This window comes from Thermocoleostomius sinensis A174 (genome assembly GCF_026802175.1).
In the GTDB taxonomy this organism is placed as follows: domain Bacteria; phylum Cyanobacteriota; class Cyanobacteriia; order Elainellales; family Elainellaceae; genus Thermocoleostomius; species Thermocoleostomius sinensis.
This window is the reverse complement of record NZ_CP113797.1, coordinates 254557-276402: the sequence shown is the minus strand read 5'-3', so window position 1 is coordinate 276402 and position 21846 is coordinate 254557. Positions and strand designations below refer to the sequence as shown.

Sequence of the window (21846 nt, the reverse complement as noted above, 5' to 3'; positions counted from 1 at the left end):
GAGAATTAACTCAATGCATACACCCGATCGCGTCCTAGACGTTTGGCTTCATACAAGGCTCGATCGGCTCGATTGAATACCTCCCATGCGGAGTGATCGCGCAGAACGTCTTGTTGAGCTACCCCAAAGCTCGCGGTTACTTCGATCGGACCAACTTGAGTAGGGACCGGAGCCGAGCAAATCGCTTGCCGTAGCCGCTCACCAACATCAGTGGCTTGGTTGAGAGAAGTGTCTGCCAGCACAATCACAAATTCCTCGCCGCCGTAACGATAGGCCAGAGTACCGCGTCGCAATTGACTTTGCAGCCGTTGCGCTAGGGACTGAAGAACGACATCCCCAATTAAGTGACCATGGGCATCGTTCACCTGCTTGAAATAATCAATATCACACACGATGATGCTGAAGGTGGCTTGCACCGTCCAAAGGGTTCGAGTGCTCAGTTGATTCAGTTCTCGCTCCAAGGCTCGTCGGTTCAGCAGTTGGGTTAATTCGTCACGAGCGGCTTCTTGTTGCAGCGTACTGTTTTGCTGTTGCAGGTCTTCTTTTTTTAACCACAGCCGCTGATAATGTTGCGCATTGGTCAGCGCAATCGCCGCTTGATCTGCCACTTGTCGCACCATCTGCAACTCATCGAGCAGGTAATAACGATGGTCATAATAGGACAAGAGCGCCACAGCCCCAAAGAACTCTGCTTGAATGAATAGGGGTACCAATAAAACGGATTGAACACGACTTGCTTGTAGCCAGCGCTGCAATGGATTGAAGTCTGGCTCATTAACGCTTAGTTGCAAATAGGAAGCACCATCTTGCAAAAATAGCTCAATGGCAGCTTGCCAATCTTCTCGATCGAGTTGTTCTGGTTCCAAGGGCATCAGATCCCGTTCGGGATGATCCCACGTGGCTAAAATGCTGACAGGCTGATGGCGTAAGTAGACCAAAATCGATCGATCGCACTGAAGCTCATAGCCCAATTCAGCGACAATTCGATCGACAATTTCGTCGGGGTTGAGGGTAGAGTTAAGCAGCCGCGAGATTCGCCCCAGCAATGCCGCCTGTTGGCGAGATTGTTCCAACCGTTGCCGCCAATATAACGCACTGTAAGCTAGCCCAATTTGACTGCAAAGCACGTCGATCGATTCAAGTTCTTCCACCGTCCAGCCTTGGATGAGGCAATTCGGGGCAGCAGTAGAGGCAGCAGAAAATATATGAGAATGGATCGCATCGGGGGTTCCTTGAGGAGCAGAGCGGTTTAACTGCAAGACAAATTGCAGCGGATTTGCCATCAGTGCCATGTCTTCGGCGGTTTTGGGAGATGGGACTCGGCTAGTGACAGGAATCACCAAATCCCCCGTGTCTAGTTGCCGCAATTGTGGGGTTCGCTGTTGCTCGAGTAACCACGAGGGCAATGATTGGGGATGAAATTGATGAACGGTTTGAGACAAGTCTAGGTTTCGAGCGCGATCCTCGATATCATCGGTTGCGTCGGACAAGCGATCGATTGGCGTACAGACAAAATCCAACTCACTGGCACACTGACAGATAGCCTTCGGGGTTCCATAGACTCGTAACGCGTCTGTGACTCCCCATTCCACCCCCGTCCACAGCAAGCAGTCAGCTTCATAAACAGCAGCAATTTTCTCGACCATTTGCCTCAAAAAATGATCAATCGAGTCTAGATTCAAAACAGCCGATTTAATCCAGGGATAAATTTGCTTCCAGCGTGATTTCATGGATAGATTGACTGATTTCCCAGTCTTTCATTCTATTCCCAGGTTTCCAATTCGCTAGACCAATATTGCACAAACGCATTCATCTGACTACGACGCGCCTCAAAGGTAGCAGCAATCCAGATAAAAGCGACTCCCAACAGGATACCCACCGACCACAGCAAAACCGCATCGGTATTGATAAATTGCCAGAGCCACCGCAGAATTTGCCCAATAAATGTTACCGTGCCGAGATATAGAAATGCACGAATTCGCAGCAGTAGCCCTGAGAGGATCAGGGCTATCCCGAAGCCCAAGGTAAAGACGCCTATACCGATTGCCATCGCTCCCGTTTCTACTTCCGCTTGGTAGAAGGCCGTCAAGCTGATTAACCCTGTAGCGATCGATCGCAGCCAGTGCCGCTGATCCCGGGCCGATTGGGGTTGCAACGCTGGATCAATTTGTGCCACATACAGCAAAGCCCCCCCCACCCCCGCCGCGATCCACAGCCCGTTCAACCGGTTTTGTTGCCACAAAAATCGCAGTAGGGCCCACTCAAACAACAGCACACTCAGGTAGCTAACCCGAATTTTTCCCAGCGCTTTAGCCAACCAGGCATAGAATGCGGCCACAATCAGCAGACTTTGTAGGGCAACGCGACCAGCCGTTACCCCCACTACCGCGATGGGCAATCCGATCGCTAACTGCTGACCCGGACGAGCCGACCACCCCCACCTGCGCCAAGGAACCTGATAGAACCCAATGCCAATGACTGCTGCGATCGTTCCAGCCCAGGACAATAACATCGAAGTATCTGGAATCGCTTCGTAGAGTCCATAGGTGATCGTCGCGAGCAGTTCCAACAATCCGGCATAAATCCACGCTTCGCCACGGGTGCTTAAACGGCGCGGAGCTTCGGCTTCGGCTGCAAGTTCAACCTCTGGTTGAGTGGGGCGCCAACGATCGTGTCCCATGGTCAGGGCGTAGCCAGACAGCGCCAAGGCTGTGACGATCAACAAACCCGTTCCCACCGGACTGAGGCGAAACCAAACGGCAACCCCAGCCAACCCGCTGCCCAACCCCCAATGGGCGTGGGCCAAAAACCGCCGCTGAAGATCGCCCAAGTCCCAACCCGATCGTAGCCAACTGGCCAGCCCGTGATAGCTCCAGGCAATCAGCATCGCCAAGCCGGCCAGCAGCGTCCAGCCATCGCCTGGGTATTCACCCTCAGACTGCCATAACCGGTAAACCAGCAACTTGTAGGTGGCAACCGACACCAGTATCAGCGACAGCAGCGTCAGCAAGTGAAACCGGCGCGATCGCCGTGCTACACCCAACCCAACCCCAGCCGCCAGCAGCGTATAGAGTCCGGTAAAGGCTGTATAGTCTCTGTGCACCCACAGCAGTCCTAACCCTGCATACAGCAGCGGAATCAGATGCCAACTAACGCGATAGTTCTGTCTCGATCGCATCACCCAGCCGTCTCCTGCCCACTGACTGACTAATCCTAAACCTACATTGGCAGCCCCAAGCGCGATCGTGTCTCCACCCGCCAGTCCTATACCGATTGCCGTAGCCGTTTCAAGCCCCCACGCGAGTCCCCAGAATTCCAGATCAGTTGGCTGTTGTCTCAGTCGATAGCTGATTGCCCCTAAAATTGTCCCCACACCGATTAGCTGTAAACCGCTGGCCGATCGTGTAGTCAAGGTGACAGCCGCTAGCCCAGTTAATAGCAGTAACGAAAGTCCAGATAGCCCGATCGCCCAACCATTCAACGCCACCGCGTAGAGTCGCTGTAAATCATGGGTAGACCGCCGTAGCCGATCGTGCAAAAGCCACAGTTGCCACAGTGCCGCTGCCAGCAGCAGCAAGATTGTGTCTTGCGTAATTTGAGGGGCAAATTCCTTCCAAACCAGGGTGAACTCTAGCCCTAACGCCATTCCGATTGTTAGCACAGCCGGAACAAGTTGCCGCAGCGTGGCGGTGTTGAGTGCCATCAATCCGGTGGCAAGGGCAAAACTGAGGATGGCTCCGTTGAGGGAATAAATTAGCAGCAGTTGGGCACATAGCCCGATCGTGCTGAACCAAGCAGACAAGCGGCTACCGATAGCAGAGCGGAGCCGCGAGAGACCCGTCAGTAGGGCCGGAGCGATCAGCCAGATCAGCGCTTGATTCGTTGTCGTAGGCAGCAGTGCTACATAGCTGAGACCTGCCAGTCCTAAGCCGAAAAACCAGGCACTCCGCCGCCATCGTGAGTGGCGATCGCCTACACTCAGTCCCCATTTGACTGCCATCAGCCCCAGCAGAATTTGCCCCCATTGGAGTTGGCTCAGCATCGGCAACTGCCAATCGATGCTGGAGATGAGGGCGGTAAGACCCGCTAGATGTACTAGGTAGATTTGAGCCGTCGAGATACTAGCACGTTTGTAAACTCGCCCCAGCAATGTCCCCGTTGCCAGCCACAGCGTGATCGATCGCACCCCCGGATTCAGCAAACTGAGGATAACTAGTGCCAGTCCCAACATGAAGGCGATCGTCTCTGCTTGCTGGGCCAGCCGTCGAAAATTAGGAGAGTCTGGTGATTCTGTGATTGGTTCTGCGATGGTTGTTGCAATCGAGCGAGTCTGTCGGTGCAACCAGCTTGCTAGCGCTAGGGTTAGCCAGAGATAGGGAAATCCTGCGATCGCCAACAGCACCTGGGGGAGGGCTGCATTCCCTACCACTTGCCCAGCCGTGGCAATCACCGCCTGCTGAACGGACGCTGGAAATAGCCACCAAATTAGGCTATATGCTTGTAGCCCCACGATGAACAGCAGCAGCAACCCGCTCGATCGCCCTGTTCTCTGTAACCGATCGATCAGAAGCCAGAGAGCCAACCCGCTGACGGCGAGAGCTTGCCGAGGTGGAGTTGTTGTCACAGACACAGCCCAACCCGCCAGCAGGAGCAAACTCCCAAGGCGCGTCCAAAGCTGCGTCTCTGCGCTAACCGGAGACCGTGATAACCATCCCATGACCCAGCCACAAAGCCCCACGGCTAAGCCCAATTGTTGCCAAGGAACTTGGGCCGCAAACACAGCCCTACCAATTAGAAGCAATGTTAAGAGCGTTAAGAGGATGGGAGCTATTGAACGCGATCGATTGGCCGTATCTGGTGAAGTTGCAATGTGGGTTGGCATTGTCTCGGACCACACCAACAAACAGGCTGTCCCGATCGTGCCTAGATAGGTCGCAATCAGCGGTACCCCACTCACGACCCAACCTAGATGAAGCCAACTCAATCCCACACTATGCAGAGCTACCAAACGCGGTTGAGGAGAGGGTAACACGTTCAATCGAGATTGCCATAGCCACCTCATTATTCCGCTCAGACCTAGAATTGCAATCGTGCCGACTAGTATTCCTGTCGGCGATCGCCATAATTGCAATCCGTCAATCATCCAGAAGTTCACTGGAATAATCAATAGCGTAGCAATATGCAACATTCGTGCCGTCAGCCGCAGATTCGATCGCTGCGCTGCCCACCGGCCGACGCCGAAAAATACTAAGGTATAGGTCAACAAAATGCTGTATTGTCCGATAGGCGATACCAATTGCCACTGACTGGCGGCTAGCACACCCGACGACACCACAACCAGAAATACGCCCAAAAACAAAAGCCAAATCACGCTGATTTCGGACATGAGGGCTTGCAACGATCGGCTAAAGCGGGCGGAGGGCACACCCGAACGGGTAGCTGGGGGAGCGGCAACATCGCGATCGTCTAGGGCGCTGGTGGCGATTGGGGTGGAATTAGGCTTGGGGAATTTGGTATCTGGAGAGGATACAGGCAGCGGAGACGGCAGCGCACAGATAAGATACTGCTGACATAGTTGCCGCACTTGTCGATCGTTCAACAAGCCCAACTGCAACCAAGATTCTAGTCCCTGTAGCAACTCAGCCTGTTCCAGTTGTTCTAGAGAGAGGCGAATGATCATTGCGCGATCGGGCTGATCTACCATTCCATCTCCTTCCACATGAAAACTTGTCTAGTTTAAGAAGTAAACGACCCGATCCTGACCTTGTCAGGTACAGCGGAGATTTACAACTCGCGCTGCACCAAAATCACGTTTTCTGTGACTTTCTCAAAGGTGTCATCGTGACTAATGACAAACAGTTGGCGAAAGGACTTGATGTTGGCGATCGCATCTGCCAAGCTTTCTCGACGTGGACGGTCCATATTGGTGGTAGGTTCATCGAAGAAGGCAATGTCCACATCGGCCAGGACCCGCAGCAAAGCCAAACGCACCGCTAATGCGGCACACATCTGTTCACCACCCGAGAGATTCACAAAGCGCCGAGTGTGTCCACCCTCTTGCACTAAGATTTCATACTCTTTTGTCCATTCCAACGCCACGTTGGGGCGGTTCAACAGTTCGCGAAATAGGCGATCGGCTTCGCGACGAATGCTTTGCAAATAGCGTTCTGTAATGCGAGGTCCTGCTTCCTTGTAGGCTTTGCGGGCAAAAGTGATGAATTTCTGAGTGCGTTTCTTTTGGGTCAGATCTTGTTGACAACGATCGCGCTTTTCGGCAACTGTTTGAAGCTGTTGCAGCCGCTGCTCTAAATCCATTAACCGTTTGCGCTGCTGGGGTAATCCGCCTTGAATGCGATCGGCCTGGCTGCGTAGTTCTGCATAGGTTGCTTCAACAGTCATGGCTTGTTGTGGATCAAACGTTTGCATGAACTGGTTATATTCTGCCTGCAAGGTTTGATGAGCCGCGTCCAATTGCTGAAGCTCGGCGATCGCCGCCTGATACTCTGCTTTCAGATGAGCGTGTTGATTGGCATCGTTGCGGTGCTGCACATAGGTAAGATAGTTGGCGTGGTGCAACTGTCTGGCTTGCTTCTGCTGCTCGATGTGATCGTCTAGATCGGCAAACTCAGCTAGTTGAGTATCTAAGCTCAGGAGTTGCTCTTGTGTGTTAGCAAGTTGGGCATGACAAGCAGCATATTGGCTATTCAGCGCGGCTTGCTGTTGAATCTGACGTTGTAGGATTTGACAGCGACTGCGGGGATCTTCCAACTGTTTCAATTCATTGACCAACTGTTGGCGTTGTTGTTGCCACTGCGGTTCGATCGCCAACTGGTCTTTAATTTGGGTCAGACGAGTTTGCAAGTGTGTTATTTCTTCATGCAATTGCATTCGCTGAGTCTGTTTTGCTTCCAGCGTCATCCATGCCGTTTTTTGTTGGTAAGCCGCCTCTAGTTCAGTTTTGGTTTGACGAAACTGCTGTTGTAGTTTGGCGATCGACACTTGTTCAGACAAATCCGCCAAAATTCGCCACAGTGCGTTCAGCAGTTCGGTATTTAACGTAACACCAGAACCGATCGCCATTAATGCTGCTTCTATAGGGGCAGTTGCTAGTAGGGGGACAAACTGCTGCACCTCTCGTAGGGTTGCTAAAGCACTCTCTGCATCTAGTTGATGGCGATCGCGTTTGGCTTCCCCTTCTGTCACCAATTGTCGTAATTCTGTTTCAAACTGTTTAGCGGCCTCGATACGGCTCAGTTGTTCCTGGAGTCGATCGCGCTTTTGTTCCAAGGCTGGAATTTGCTCAACTATCGCTTGCAGTGCTTGAGTTTGCTCAATGGCGGCCTCAATAGTGACGTAATCTGACTGAAGCTTGGTCAACTGTCGCGAGATTGTTTGTTGCTCTAGTTTGTAAGCTTGAAGTTGGTTCAATTGTTCCACGATCGCCGACTGTTGTTGTTCCAGTGCTTCTTGTTGCTGAATCAGTGGCTGTAGCTGCTCAATTTGCACTGAGGCATTGGCGATTGTTTCCAGTTGCAGCTGTAGCCGAGTCAGTTTCGTTTGTTGATCATTTGCCAGCTTTTGTAATTTGTCTCGTGTTTGAAACAATGCTTGTCGTTGTCGCACCTGTTGATCAAGTTGTTGTAAATGCTCTTCAACGTGCAGATAGGTTTGATAGCTTTCACGATGGGTTGTGCAAATTTGTATTGCTTGTTCCGATCGCTGCACTGATTGTTTCAGTAACTCGATCGCTTGCTGTTTGCTTTCTCTCTGTAGGGTCAGTTGTTGTAACTGTAATTGCTGTTGTTGTACTTGCTGAGCTTGCAGCGTTAGTTGTTCTCGTTCCGCTTGCAAGGACATCAGGGTTACTTGTAACTGTTGTAACTGAACTTCATCATGTAGAATCTCTTGGCTCAATGACCAATGTTCGTGCTGTAGTGGGGCTTGTTCTTGCAGTCGTTCATCGTATTGAGCCAGTGCTCGTTCTAAGGTTTCCACTTCGACCTTGGCATATTTTTCCAGCGATAACATTTGCTGATTCGCCTGTCGATACTCCTCCACTTTCAAAACAGCATCAAAAATCTTCTTGCGATTCTCCGGTGGTTGCAAAAAATCAGCCGTAAATGTACCTTGTGGAACGCCGATTGTATTCGCGAATAAGCGCCCTAAATCGGTACCTGGAGCTACGCCTAGGTGTTGCCGCAGCCAAGGCATCACTTCATCATCAATGCGCTTATACTCTAGACTTTCGCCCAATTGCGGATCGTAAATGGTGTACCCCGTGGTGGTGCAGCGCTTAACAGCATAGGTGCGGCCATCTCGACTCGACACAAACTCGATAATGGCTTGCGCACTCCCGGCTCCATTGCGAATCAAATCCTCATTTTTGTATGCTCCTCGGTAATTGAATAGCGTCCAGGCGATCGCTTCTAATATGCTGGTTTTTCCTGCGCCATTCTCTCCACAGATGGCATTGGTTCCTGGTCGAAACAAAAAGTGACGATCGCTATGAGACTTAAAGTTTTTCAACGTCACCGAAAGGATTTCCATAGGTCTGCCCACGTGGGTTAAGTCGAGTGCTTGATTTTAGCGTTTCTCTGGACAAACTATACCCAACTTTACAGTTCATTTGAACTATTTTCACAATGATGTCAGAGAGGGATGAATTCAACAGCACCAAAGCAAAGAATAATTGGCTGACTATAACCACAACCTCCGATCGTTCCAAATCTCGATTAAACTAAGCAGAAGATTGAGGATCAAGCCTTTCACAAAGCCGCATTTGGCGGCAAAACTGTATGGACGCAATTTATGAAATTTTCGCAAAAGAACTGGTCTATGGATTTGACAAACCTGAATTTCGCGCACAAATTGAACAATTTCTCACGCAACAAGGTTACAGAATCGATCGCGAGTTTGTGAATTCAACCACAGGATTGCAAGCTTTTGGATTAGTTGCCATTCGAGGTGACAAACCCCCTGTGCTTGTGTTTCGCGGTCTTGATGATCTGTTAGACGATCGATCGGCTGTAGACCCGAACGGCATTGGCGTCAGCCAGTTTGCTGCTAACCGAGAAGACATCAGAGCTTGGCTAGACAGTGTCGGTGGCCCCACGGTTAAACCCGATGTGGTAGGACACAGTTTTGGTGGTGCATTGACGCAAATTACCGCCGCTGAATTTCCCAATTTGATAGGACGAGTGGTAACGTTCAATAGCCCCGGTACTACCCGATCGATCGCCGATCGATTTATCCAGAATGGCGGCAATCCTCAGACAGTTACGCACTATGTGGTTCGAGGTGATTTGGTCAGCTTAGCAGGTGAAGCGTTTATCGACGGTCGGGTAATTTTGCAATCCTATACCGACCCGGCAATCAATCCGGTTTATGCTTTAGACAAACACCGGGTGATTGGGCGTTTGCTGAGCAGTCCACCCCAGGGACAAGACTTTACCCAAACCGAAATTTCAGTGCAAACCCTCAATAACCCTACCTTCTCCTACAGCAACGACTCAGACTATGCCGAATTTTTAGCCGCCTATGGTGCAGTCAACCCAGCGCGAACTGCTCTCCTGACAACCCGCGCCGGGTTGGAAACGTTACGCACTGCCCCTGGTTCCTCGTTTATTGGCGCTATCACCGAAGCACGTGCCGCCGTGTCGCTCGATCGAGATAACTTACTGGTGGGCGATGCGGCCAATAATACCGCCGCCGCTGGGGCAGGAAATGATACGGTGTTTGGCTTGGGCGGCAGTGACACGCTAGATGGTGGCACAGGGCAAGATCAGGTATTTGGCAATGGTGGAAATGATGTACTAACAGGCGGTGAGGGCAACGATACACTGGTGGGTGGTTTGGGCAACGATCGCCTTACGGGGGTCGATCCCACATCGTCGATAGCGGGTCAGGGTGAAATTGATGTACTCACCGGAGGACGGGGAGCCGATCGGTTCGTGTTGGGCAATCGCCAAACTGCATTCTATAACGATCAGCAAGATACTACCCTGGGTTGGACAGACTATGCCCTGATTACAGATTTCGGTCGCAAAGATGTGATTCAGTTACATGGAACGGCTAGAGATTATGTCTTGCGTCGTGCGCCGCGTAGCCTCTCTGTGGGCACTGCGATTTATCTCAAAGGCTCTCAAGCCAACGAACTAATTGGTATTGTGGCGGGATCAACTCGGCTAGATTTGAACAGCAATGCGTTTCTATTTCTGTCCGATACCTCGTGCGGCTGCAACACCTAAGCGGACAGGGGAAGCTATCGCTTCGCTGGTTTGCCCTCGCGACTCTTTCCTCACTCTTCTACCTGCCAAAGCTCTTTATTAAAGTCTTCATCTAGAACTTTCTTGGGACGCAGAACCAGTACCACTTGCCCTAGCAATGGGAGGTCAGGAGCTTCTTCAAACCAGCGAATTTCTAATTGACCGGATTGATCAACAGCGAAATAACTTTCATCGTTCCACTGCCGCTGGGCCCGATCGATCATCACCAACACCTCTTCGGTCGCTTCCGAGGCGTCTGGGGCAAGCTGATTGCTGTCTGTCATGACCATGACCGGATCTTCCGCATTCCGCACCACTTGCCAACTGGGAAGGGCTGTCCACGCGCCTACACCCGAAAACTGAACGATTTTGAACGCGCCATGTTCATCTACAACGGGAACCGCCTTCAGATCGGCCGTTGCCAGTGGCAATTTACCAGCTACCGGAATCACCCGTGGTTGCTCCTCCGCAGACTCTAGGCGATAGAACGGTAGCCGAGGGGCCGATCGGATTCTAGAGACGGTGAAATCAGTGAGCAGTGCTTCCACTTGGCGGCGGGCTGAGTCGCTGCTGGCAAATCGCAGAGCTTGGGCAATCAGTCGCGATCGAGTTTGCAGGTCGGACTGTTGACGTGCCAACTTCCAGTAATAGTAGGTAATCGCATCACTGGGATGTTCGGTGAAGTCCTTAGGTGGATTCGACAGCCAACCAAATTCTTTCAGGGCTTTGGCAATATCCCGGGCCCCTTCCGAATCAATGCCCTTTTCAACGGCGATCGCAGCGGCATCACAGCGCTGAGCTTGAGACAAAATCCGAAATTCGTACAGCAAATCACTACCTGTGCGATCGAAGCGGGCTAGTACATCAGTTGCCACCTGGTTGGCGATCGACTGATAGACCTGTGCCGCTACCGTGATTTGATTTTGTTGACTAGGCTCAAACCCAGTTTCCTCAAAAATGCGCTGGGGCGAATACCCTGCCTTGTGTAGCCGTTGACAGGCTTGTCCCCAAGCGATCCAGTTACCTTCTTTACGGCGGAGGGCGAGTAGTAATTCCTGCGCTGCTTCATCCGTCAATGGATCTGCGGATGGAAAATCCGACGGATTGGATGGCAAGGTAGACATGGTAATTCTCTCACTAGAAACTCGTTACTCAACCGTTAGGCTATGGCGCGATCGCCTTCAGCATTTTTAACTGTAACCGATTGCTTGTTACTCATCACCCTTGAGATTGTCGCGTCTTTGATCGGGCTGACTTGGTTGCTGCTTTGGTGGTTGAAGCCGTTGGAGATTGTGTTAATCGTGTGTTAGCTGCTTGCACCAGCAGGGATTCCGCAAAAGCAATCGCCTCTTGATCCGATTTACCACCCGCCAGTTCGGCCAGTTCTTCACGGCGCTGTCGATCGTCTAGCACCACTACTCGCACGACAGTTCGCACCTCTTCCCCAGCAGGAAGCATGGCTCCGTTCGCTGGCTCTTCGATCGGTGTTTTCGCTTTGCCCCGGCCGCGCCCAAGAGTTGCCGTTTCGTCCGAGTCCACAACAGCTTTATTGACTCGATAGTGATTGTCTGCCATAGCAGCCACAATTGGTTGGTGCGTGACACACAAGACTTGATGGCGTCGGCTAAGTTGATGTAGCTTTTCAGCGATCGCCTGTGCCACCCGACCAGACACCCCAACATCTATTTCGTCAAACACCATCGTGCCAACCGAATCAACTTGCGAGAAACAGGCCTTCAATGCCAGCAGAAAGCGGCTCATCTCGCCACCAGATGCAATCTCTGTTAAAGGTTGCAGCGGTTCACCAGGATTCGGGCTAAATACAAACGTGATCCGATCGGCACCGGTTGCTGTTGGTGTAACGGGTGCAATATCGACTTTGAACTGCACCTTATCCATAGCTAGTGGCTTTAGCTCCTTTACTAATAAAGCCTCCAGCGATCGGGCTGCTCGTTGCCGCAAATCTGTGAGTTTAGCGCAGGCCTGCGCCAGTTCCGCCTCTCGCTCTTGAAACTGTTGCTCCAATACCTCTAGTGATTGACCACTGCCACTCAATTCTTCTAATTCGCGCTGCACCTGCTGACTGTAAGCGATCGCCTCCGTTAGCGTTGGTCCATATTTCTTACAAATTTGCTTCAGTTGAATAATGCGTTCTTCTACGATCTGTAAGCGTTCTGGATCGGTTTCCAATCCTTCACCATATTGATTGATCAGTCGCCCGGCTTCCTCAACTTGTGCTAACGCCTCACTCACCAAATCCGCAATCGGTTGCAGTTGGTTATCATAGCGCAGCATATCTTGCAGCGTCGTTTCCGCCTGTCCTAATAGATCAGCACAGGCCAGAGCACCGCTGTCATTTTGGTACAACGCTTGATAGACCTGATAGCTTTGCTGCTGTAGCTCTACGCTATGGCTGAGACGTTGCCGCTCTTGTTCTAGCTCGGTTAACTCATTGGGATCACTAAGGTTTGCCGCAATCAGTTCTTTGGCTTGATATTCAAATAAATCTAGCTGTTGTAAACGTTGTTGCTCAAACTGGCGGCGCTTCTCAAGCGTCTTCAGAGCTTGTTGGGTAGCGACATGTAAATCTGTCACCACTTCTCGCTGTTCTAGCAACGCTGCCCCTCCAAATGCATCAAGCCAATCGCGCTGAAGTGAGGGATTGCCCAATTGCATGGTTTGACCCTGTGCCGTAATTTCCAGCAAGCGATCGCGCAACGATTCCATTTGCTGCTTATTTACCAGTACCCCATTAACCCGCGATCGGCTGCGCACATTGCCTCGATTCACCGTCAGTTCGCGACTACAAACCAGCGACATGTCATCGACCAATTCAATTTGTTGTTCAGACAACCAAGCAATTAGCCCTGGATCTAGATCGAATGACGCTTCAATTAGGGCCCGATCGGCTCCTGTCCGAACCGCCCGCGCCGATACTTTTCCGCCTAATGCCGCATCTAAAGCATCTAGAATGATTGACTTTCCTGCCCCTGTCTCTCCGGTCAGGACATTCAATCCCATTCCAAGCTCCAACTCTAAGCGATCAACCAAAGCAAAATTTTCGATGTGAAGGGAAATCAGCATGAATCAACAGCGATCGACCAAGAAAGGGGCATCACCCGATTGGGCTTCTCTATTCAGTTTATCGGCTTATCTAGACTGCCGAAGCTCAACCTACTTTCTGTTTAAGGATGAATTAGCAAGATTAGCCCTTCGGCGTACAACCTATCTCCACCCATTTATCCACCCATCAGTCTATCTACTCAAATCCTCCATTTTTCTAATTCTGCTGTTTTCCCCCGCCTGACAGATGTGCCCCTAGCAAATCCTGCTGTTACAATACGTTACATGAGTGTATTTTGCCGATCGTCTATCTAAATGAATTTCCTCTCTAAATGAATTTGAGGTGTTGGGCTGGTTCACCGCCGGCAACGACGCTGAGTAATTTGCCGAGTCATTCAGAGTTTTCGCTGTTGGATAGGTTCGATCGCTTTAAGCATGCTAGTTCAATGTTTTCAACAAATATTTGTCACTTGTATTCGTCACCTGATAGTTTGACTACCTCAATAAACGTCTGGTTTTTGCGATCGATTCATGACGGCTTTCAACCCACGCCTAAGGGTTCGATCTCGATACAGTGAATTGAGACTCTAGCTCAAAACTTTTTTGAAGTAGTAAATCAGCAAAAAGTATACGCACTAGGTAACTCACCCAAGGTAACTCAGCCACTGCCACGTTTCCGCCCCTATCCAGGTAGCTTTCCATCTCGCGAGATAACTTTAACGTAAACCAATGCAGACCTTATCCTCTCCCCCATCAAACGACATGAATCAAACCTCGGGCATTGTGGTTGAAAGCGAATTGCACCCAGAACCCAACCCACACCTTAAATCGGTTCATGTGGAAGAGTTGGAAGAAGTTCCCCGGTATGATCCGGCTGTGATCGCTGCTTATTACCGTCATCGTCCGTGGCAGGTGTGGGGAAGGCTGTCTAGTATTTTCTGGACGTTTGCAACCTTTGTTGTGTCACTTTGGTGGGATCGGCAAACGGGGCAAATTGAGCAGAACCAACCAAAACGAGCCGTCAAATTGAGACAGATTCTGACCCGATTGGGTCCAGCCTATATCAAAATCGGGCAAGCGCTATCTACTCGTCCAGATCTAGTTCCGCCTACTTATTTGGAAGAACTGACGCTGTTACAGGACCAGTTGCCGCCGTTTCCCAATGAAGTTGCATTTCGCTTTATTGAAGAAGAATTGGGCGATCGTCCTGACCAAATTTATGCTGAGTTGTCAGACAAACCCGTGGCAGCAGCCTCATTGGGACAGGTCTATAAAGGCAAGCTAAAAAGTGGTGAAACCGTTGCTGTTAAAGTTCAGCGTCCTGGTCTGGCTCAGCAAATCACATTAGATCTTTACATTCTGCGGGGATTGGCCAGTTGGGCTGCTAATAATCTTAAGCGCGTTCGCAGTGACCTTGTTGGCATTATGGACGAGTTTGGCGCCCGAATTTTCGAGGAAATGGACTATACCCAAGAGGGGCGAAATGCTGAACGGTTTGCCCAGCTTTATGGTCACGTTACCGATGTTTATGTGCCTCGAATCTACTGGCAGTACACACAGCGACGGGTGCTGACAATGGAATGGATTACGGGCACCAAACTCACGCAAACTCAAGAAATTCGTGCCCAAGGAATTGATGCAGGTTACCTAGTGGAAGTCGGGGTACAGTGTTCGCTGCTGCAACTGTTGGAGCATGGCTTCTTTCATGCTGATCCGCATCCAGGCAACTTGCTGGCAACGCCAGACGGTAAGCTGGCTTATCTTGACTTTGGCATGATGAGTGAAGTTAAGCCCTATCAACGTTACGGGCTAATTGAAGCAGTGGTACATTTGGTCAATCGCGATTTTGAAGGCTTGGCGAATGACTATGTCAATTTAGAGTTTCTGACGCCAGATACCGATCTCACGCCGATCGTTCCTGCTTTGGCGGGTGTGTTTAACAATGCCCTAGGAGCGAGTGTAGCCGAACTCAATTTCAAGAGTATTACGGATCAGCTATCACGGGTGATGTACGAGTTTCCCTTCCGTGTGCCGGCTTACTATGCGTTAATTATTCGATCGCTGGTGACACTGGAAGGTATTGCCATTAACGTTGATCCCAACTTCAAAGTGTTGAGTAAGGCATATCCTTATGTTGCCAAGCGCTTGTTGACCGATCCATCACCCCAATTGCGAAACTCGCTTCGGGATCTCTTATTTAAAGACGGCAGTTTCCGCTGGAATCGCTTGGAAAATCTTCTGCGCAATGCAAAGGAAAGCCAAGATTACGATATTAATCAGGTTTTGAACCAAACAATCGAGTTTCTGTTTTCAGAACGCGGTGAGTTCATTCGCATATTTCTAGCCGATGAGATTATTCGAGGCATCGATGACTTTGGACGCAGCACAATCGATCAAGTTACGTACAATCTGCAAAATTTGTTCCGTTGGAATGGGCAGCAATCTAGCCCACCCCCACCAGCCCAACCGTCGGAAAATTTAGAGCGAATTTTACGCATTCTCAATTTGCTCAGGGAAACACCTGGTTTTGATCCGGTGCAGTTAGTGCCGATCGTACCGCGCCTGTTGGCTAAACCGGAAGCTCAACAGTTAGGGCAACAAATTGTGGGCGGACTAGCCCAACGAACTGCCGCTCGACTCATTCGAGAAGTGTTGTTGCAGGAGCAACCCAATCAACAGAACGGACATCGTGCGAACGGTTCCTCGATTACCCAATCGCAAAAGTCATCACAGCCATCGCTTCCTGCTGCTTCTCGTTAGCGTCAAACCTTGGTTGCTATCCTGTAAGAGAAGCCGCTTGCTTAACCATTCGATCGCACCATGACTCAACAATCAACTCGTATCTGCATCCTGGGTGGAGGCTTTGGTGGTCTCTACACGGCATTACGCCTAGATCAATTGCCATGGACACAGCAACATAAACCAGAAATTGTGCTAGTCGATCAGCGCGATCGGTTTTTATTTTCTCCGTTGCTTTATGAATTGCTAACAGGAGAGTTGGAAACATGGGAAATTGCCCCGCCTTTTACAGAGCTATTGGCAAACACAGGTATTCGCTTTCAGCAAGCAGCCGTAGACGCCATCGATGTTGAAGCAAAAACTGTCCAGTTCAAAGATGCAGCCCCGTTGAATTACGATTACTTGGTTTTGGCAATGGGGGGTGAAACGCCGTTAGATCAGGTTCCTGGAGCTGCCGAATATGCCATTCCCTTTCGCACAATCACGGATGCGTATCAGTTGGAAGAGCGTCTGCGGGCATTGGAGCAATCCAACCAGGACAAGATTCGAGTTGCAATCGTAGGAGCCGGTTACAGCGGTGTGGAGTTGGCGTGTAAATTGGCAGAACGACTAGGCGATCGAGGACGACTGCGAATTATCGAACTCACCGATCAAATTCTGCGCAATTCTCCAGAGTTTAATCGCGAGACAGCGACGAAAGCCCTTCGTGAGCGAGATGTCTGGTTAGATTTAGAAACTAAGGTGGAGTCGATCACTGCCGACAGTATAACCCTGGAATACAAAGGCAAGGTAGATACGATTCCGGTTGATATTGTTCTGTGGACAGTTGGCACCAAAGTTGTGGATGTCATTCGTCATCTGCCCATTAAACATAATTCTCGCGATCAGGTAGTGGTGACACCGACGCTACAAGTCATCGATCGCCCAGAGATCTTTGCCTTGGGTGACTTGGCTGAATGTCAGGATGCTGATGGGCAGAAAGTACCGGGAACCGCTCAAGTGGCGTTTCAACAAGCTGAATATGCGGGATGGAATATTTGGGCAACGATCAGTGATCGCCCATTGCTGCCGTTCCGCTATACGCCCTTGGGTGAAATGATGACTTTGGGAACCAGTAATGCGACATTGGCTGGATTAGGAGTCAAGTTAGAGGGCCCAGCCGCTTATATTGCTCGACGCTTGCTGTATCTGTATCGGATGCCTACGCTCGATCATCAAATTAAAGTGGGGTTGAATTGGATTGTTCAACCGATTCGCGATCTGTTAGCTCACCACTAATACCCTCTGATCGCAAGCGCTACCGTCAAACTTCATAATATCCAGGAGCAGTGAGTTGTGCATTCATCCAGTTCTGCCGAATGTTCGACGGCTGATTCGCTTGATACAGATAGCCTGCAAATGACCCAACAGGACGCTGGATTTTCTGACTATCCCCACGTCATCTTTCTCGATGCGGTTGGAACTCTATTTGGGGTGAAAGGCAGTGTTGGTGACGCCTACAGCACGATCGCCCGACGGTTTGATGTGACGGCTGATCCGACGGCATTAAATCAAGCCTTTTTCCAAACGTTCAAATCGGCGACTCCGATGGCATTTCCGGAAACTGCAACGGCTGAGATTCCTCAGCGGGAATACAACTGGTGGTACCACATTGCCTACCAAACGTTTGCGCACGTAGGTGCGATCGACCAATTTCAGGATTTTCCTGGCTTTTTTGCCACTCTCTATGACTACTTTGCGACGGCTGAACCGTGGTTTGTGTATCCCGATGTGTGGCCAGCGCTAACCTACTGGCGCGAGCAAGGCATTAGTTTGGGGGTTTTGTCTAACTTTGACACTCGCCTGTATTCAGTACTTCGGGGGTTAGAGCTAGAACCTTTTTTCTCGTCGATCACCATTTCTACCGAAGTAGGAGCCGCGAAGCCAGACAGCCAGGTGTTTCAAGCTGCCTTGAATAAGCACAACTGTTTACCAGAGCAGGCGTGGCACATCGGTGATAGCGTTCGGGAAGACTATGAGGGAGCCAAAGCCGCGGGTTTGCGAGCAATTTGGCTAAAGCGATAACCCCCCTGTTCCGCTAACGCTGTGAGTTTATAGTGTGTGACAGATAGGTCAAACAAAGCCGTTGTTGTGCGTCGGGGGCAAAGAACATGTACGTTGTGATTGCTGGGGCCGGATTAATTGGTATGAATTTGGCCCAGAAACTCGTGGATTTAGGACACACAGTGGCGCTGGTCGATATTGATCCAGTTGCCTGTCGCTATGTACGGGAACAATTGGGGGTCATGGTCTTTGAAGGCAGTGCTGTCAGTACCGATGTGTTAATCGAGGCAGGCATTCGCAAAGCCGATGCCGTAGCAGCCGTCTTACGAGATGATGCGCTTAACTTGGCGATGGTGGCGCTTTCTAAACACTATGGAGTGTCGCGAATTTTGGTGCGGATGCGTCATCGAGATTTTGCTGAACCCTATCGGATTGCAGGGGCTACGTCAATCATTAGCACCGTTGATTTGGCGGTTTCTACGATGGTAAATGCGATCGAATACCCAGAGGTCGAATCAATGATGCACTTTGAGCAAGATCAGATTGAAGTCATTAAACTCTGCATTCCTCCTGCTTCTAATGTTGTAGGGCGCAATTTGGCACAGATTGCTCAAGACTCAAACTTTCCCAAAGGCTCGTTGATCATCGGCTATCAAGCTCATCCTCATGAAGATTTAGTGATCCCTGATGGGAATACTGTGTTGGAGGCAGAGGCCACCGTTTTGCTGGTGACAAAACCTGGGGCGATTCACCAAATCATCCAACTCTTTCAAGGCACAAACGGGCGATCGCAGCGATGAGAATAGTTGGAGCGCCTTTTTAAGCTCAATAATTTAGCTACAGTTAGCCACATGTCACCATCACTTTCGCTTTTGACCACCCATCACCCAGAGCAAGGACAAGCCAAATTGTGTAGCAGGCTACTCTAAAGAAAAAGTTAAATCAGAACCATTTTTAAATAGCTATTTGTAAACTTTTATAAAGGTAAGCATAAATACTTAAGTTGCCCTCGCAACCCATGGGTTGATAAGGGTCTGGTTCTCATGGCAAAAATCTTTTCTATGCGAAAGATTAGTATTAAACAACTTTTAAGTGAATACGCTGAAGGGCGACGTGATTTTAGAAACAGTGATTTGAGCCAAGCCGATCTATTTGAATGTAATTTACAAGGTGTTGATCTGCAAGGCAGCAATCTGACGCAAGCCTACTTGCCCTATGCCAACCTCAGCCGTGCCAACCTGCAAGACGTACAGTTACAAGGCGCAGAACTCAGCAATGCGCGCTTACAAATGAGTAACTTAACGGGTGCCAACCTACAACAAACAAATTTGGTGCGTGCTGATTTGGCCTACTCCCAGTTAGAAGGGGTTGATTTTGGTGCAGCCAACTTGCAAAATGCCGATCTTTACGGTGCAAACCTCAAAGACGCCAATTTGAGATCTGCCGATCTATCAGGAGCAAACCTGAAACGCGCTTGCCTAGATAACGCGAACCTACAGGGCTGTAACCTTGCCCGAGCACAAGCGGTCGATTTACAGACAGCCATCTATGACAGCACCACCATTTTTCCGGATGGTCATCGTGGCGATCGCTAGCGTAAAGTTGCGCGTTTGCGGCTAGAACGACGTTTGGAGGCAGGGGGCGGATTGGGTGGCAGGTCGGGCTGTTCTGATTCCGGATCTTGAGCGATCGGCAAGGTGAAATGAAACTGACTGCCTTGGTTGCGTCCGGCTGATTCTGCCCAAATTTGCCCCCCCAAGCTCAAAACAATTTGCCGACAAATGGCTAGCCCTAATCCTGTTCCCCCTGCTGTGCGTCGCAGGGCCCCTTCTTCCTGATAAAACCGATCGAATACAGCCTCCAATCGATTGGGTTCGATGCCGCGTCCGGTATCGGTGACAGTTACTTCCAACATCTTGCCGCCGTTGGGTTTGGCTTCAATAATCACTTCTCCTTCCGGCTCGGTGAATTTGCAGGCATTATCTAACAGCTTTGAGAGGACTTCAACGAGCCATTCCCCATCCGCCCGCACGGGGGGCAACTCCAGGGGCACTTGGGCACGAATGCGGGGCAGGGTTTCGGTGTTCTGGCGAGTGCGAATGCTGCTCAGGGCCAAATCCACGCATTCATCGATCGAAATTGACTCGAAGTGCCACTCTACTCGGCCACTTTCCAAGCGCGATAGCGTAATAAAATCTTGAATCAAATTACGCATCCGCTCAGCATCAGACAAGGCAGTGTTTAGCATCACCTGCCGCAATTCCGGCATCATGTCGGGTTCGTTGGCTAAACTTTCTAGACAGACTTGAATGGTGGAAAGGGGGGTACGTAATTCGTGCCCAGTAATCGCAATTAGGTTACTGCGGGTGCGTTCCAGGGCTTCTAGCTGCTCATTCAAGTCTTCTAAGTTGGCATAGGATTCAGCCTGAATTAGGGCTACACCCAGTTGAGTGGCGATCGCCTCGACCAGTTCAATCTCGTGGGCTGACCACGGATGCGGATCGGCTTGACAATGATGAATTTCTACCATGCCCAATAGTCGCCCTTGATAGAGGACAGGAACCATGAGCCACGAGCGAATGTGCCACCGTTCGAGCCGCGATTGCAGGGAGGACAGATCAAAGTTAGCTGATTTCTGGGCATCAGTGATTGAAACCGTAGACTGTTGTTCCACCACGGTTTGAAACACCGGGTGATCGTGCAGAGACCAACGTTGCCCCATCAAGGAAGGCAGCGATGGATTTGAGCGATATTCATAGCTGATGGTGGTTTCGATATCGTTAGCCTTACAGCGATAAATAAGGCAACGACAAACTTGTAGGGCTTGCCCCAGTTCTGCAACAGCAACTCGAAAGATTTCATCGGGGTCTAACGACTGTCGAATGGAAGTCGTGATCAAATTAATTAAACGCTCTCGCCGTTCTTGGGAGGCGATCGAGCGGTACGCCTTCAGCAGCTTATATTGCCCTGCTTGTAGATAGGTAATGAGTCGTTGGGCAAATGGATCAGGATCAACAACCCGTACACCAGAAGGCATATCTACCAAAAACTCGGCTTTGGCTTGCTTGATCTTTTGCTTGAGTTCTGGACGATATTGCAAAATCCGATCGAGTAAAATGTCAGCCGCTTGGCAGCTAACCTGGCGATCGAACGTCCAGACACCTTCAAATCGGCGCGTTTGATCCATCGCCAGAATTTCTGAGGGTTCTGCCTTCTCAGGAAGAGACTGGCGTTCTTGACATACTAAACAAGCCGCATAGTTTTGCCCAATTACCACTAAATGCCACTCATGGCTGAGTTGATCGGACGTTTCAAAGGCGATCGTTTCGTATTCTTTAGAAGCATTGGTAAAGCTAGTCTCAGGCGCTGCCAACACATAAACATGGGGCGTCAAAGCAGCAATGCGTTCATAGCGATGAGCTTCTTGGCGATAAAATCGCTCTCGCTGAAAACTAGCAATAACCAATGGCAGTTGCGCTCCACCCGCTAGCACCTGATCCTCCATAGCGTGCGATAGAGCAGTTAGGGAGGACTTGAAGTACAGTTGGGGACGTAACTGGGGCGATCGGTGCAGTAATGCTTCCAGAATGGAAGTGTGAATGCTCATTGGTCATCTATCTACCTAAAACCACTATATCGGTTTGTCTCACAGTTTGAGTTGAGTCCTTTGGCTCAAGCAGGTTGAAGTTCACTCTCACTGGCTGCCTGTAACTGCCTCCACGGCTTACTCCTTTGC

The 21846-nt window shown here is 50.3% G+C and carries 12 protein-coding genes; 6 read left to right on the top strand and 6 right to left on the bottom strand.

What is annotated here, in order from left to right:
• Positions 1-5: 5 nt before the first annotated feature.
• The 3 genes from OXH18_RS01135 to OXH18_RS01125 all read right to left on the bottom strand — a co-directional run bounded on the left by OXH18_RS01135 (position 6) and on the right by OXH18_RS01125 (position 8547).
• Positions 6-1730, bottom strand: a complete 1725-nt coding sequence (locus tag OXH18_RS01135) for a sensor domain-containing diguanylate cyclase (protein ID WP_268610590.1) — start codon at positions 1728-1730, stop codon at positions 6-8.
• 32 nt (positions 1731-1762) lie between these two features.
• Positions 1763-5704 carry a hypothetical protein gene (locus OXH18_RS01130; RefSeq protein WP_268610589.1) on the bottom strand — a complete coding sequence of 1314 codons (3942 nt, stop codon included), beginning with the start codon at positions 5702-5704 and terminating at the stop codon, positions 1763-1765.
• Positions 5705-5784: 80 nt separating this feature from the next.
• Positions 5785-8547, bottom strand: coding sequence for an AAA family ATPase (locus OXH18_RS01125; RefSeq protein WP_268610588.1), 2763 nt, complete (start codon positions 8545-8547; stop codon positions 5785-5787).
• Positions 8548-8795: 248 nt separating this feature from the next.
• On the opposite strand from OXH18_RS01125, the gene OXH18_RS01120 reads away from it, so the two are divergent.
• Entirely contained in the window at positions 8796-10247 is a 1452-nt protein-coding gene (locus OXH18_RS01120) for a hypothetical protein (protein ID WP_268610587.1), read from the top strand.
• 50 nt (positions 10248-10297) lie between these two features.
• Here the strand turns inward: OXH18_RS01120 and OXH18_RS01115 are convergent, their stop codons facing one another.
• Complete coding sequence (locus OXH18_RS01115) at positions 10298-11389, bottom strand: RuBisCO accumulation factor 1 (RefSeq protein ID WP_268610586.1); 1092 nt, start codon at positions 11387-11389, stop codon at positions 10298-10300.
• Positions 11390-11483: 94 nt separating this feature from the next.
• On the bottom strand, positions 11484-13349 hold the full coding sequence (gene recN / locus OXH18_RS01110; protein WP_268610585.1) for a DNA repair protein RecN: 1866 nt from the start codon (positions 13347-13349) through the stop codon (positions 11484-11486).
• Positions 13350-14090: 741 nt separating this feature from the next.
• On the opposite strand from recN, the gene OXH18_RS01105 reads away from it, so the two are divergent.
• The 5 genes from OXH18_RS01105 to OXH18_RS01085 all read left to right on the top strand — a co-directional run bounded on the left by OXH18_RS01105 (position 14091) and on the right by OXH18_RS01085 (position 19705).
• The gene (locus OXH18_RS01105; RefSeq protein WP_268610584.1) at positions 14091-16088 is read left to right on the top strand and encodes an ABC1 kinase family protein; all 1998 of its coding nucleotides are present in this window, start codon (positions 14091-14093) and stop codon (positions 16086-16088) included.
• Positions 16089-16148: 60 nt separating this feature from the next.
• Positions 16149-17345 (top strand): NAD(P)/FAD-dependent oxidoreductase, encoded by a 1197-nt coding sequence (locus OXH18_RS01100; protein WP_268610583.1) that lies wholly within the window; start codon positions 16149-16151, stop codon positions 17343-17345.
• Positions 17346-17465: 120 nt separating this feature from the next.
• The gene (locus tag OXH18_RS01095) at positions 17466-18131 is read left to right on the top strand and encodes an HAD-IA family hydrolase (RefSeq protein WP_315874805.1); all 666 of its coding nucleotides are present in this window, start codon (positions 17466-17468) and stop codon (positions 18129-18131) included.
• Positions 18132-18217: 86 nt separating this feature from the next.
• On the top strand, positions 18218-18910 hold the full coding sequence (locus OXH18_RS01090) for a potassium channel family protein (RefSeq protein WP_268610581.1): 693 nt from the start codon (positions 18218-18220) through the stop codon (positions 18908-18910).
• Between the two features lie 261 nt (positions 18911-19171).
• On the top strand, positions 19172-19705 hold the full coding sequence (locus tag OXH18_RS01085) for a pentapeptide repeat-containing protein (protein WP_268610580.1): 534 nt from the start codon (positions 19172-19174) through the stop codon (positions 19703-19705).
• Here OXH18_RS01085 and OXH18_RS01080 read toward each other — a convergent pair.
• Positions 19702-21717: a DICT sensory domain-containing protein gene (locus tag OXH18_RS01080; protein ID WP_268610579.1), complete on the bottom strand. Its 2016-nt coding sequence runs from the start codon at positions 21715-21717 to the stop codon at positions 19702-19704. The two genes, OXH18_RS01085 and OXH18_RS01080, sit on opposite strands and share 4 nt — an antisense overlap.
• Between the last annotated feature and the right edge of the window lie 129 nt (positions 21718-21846).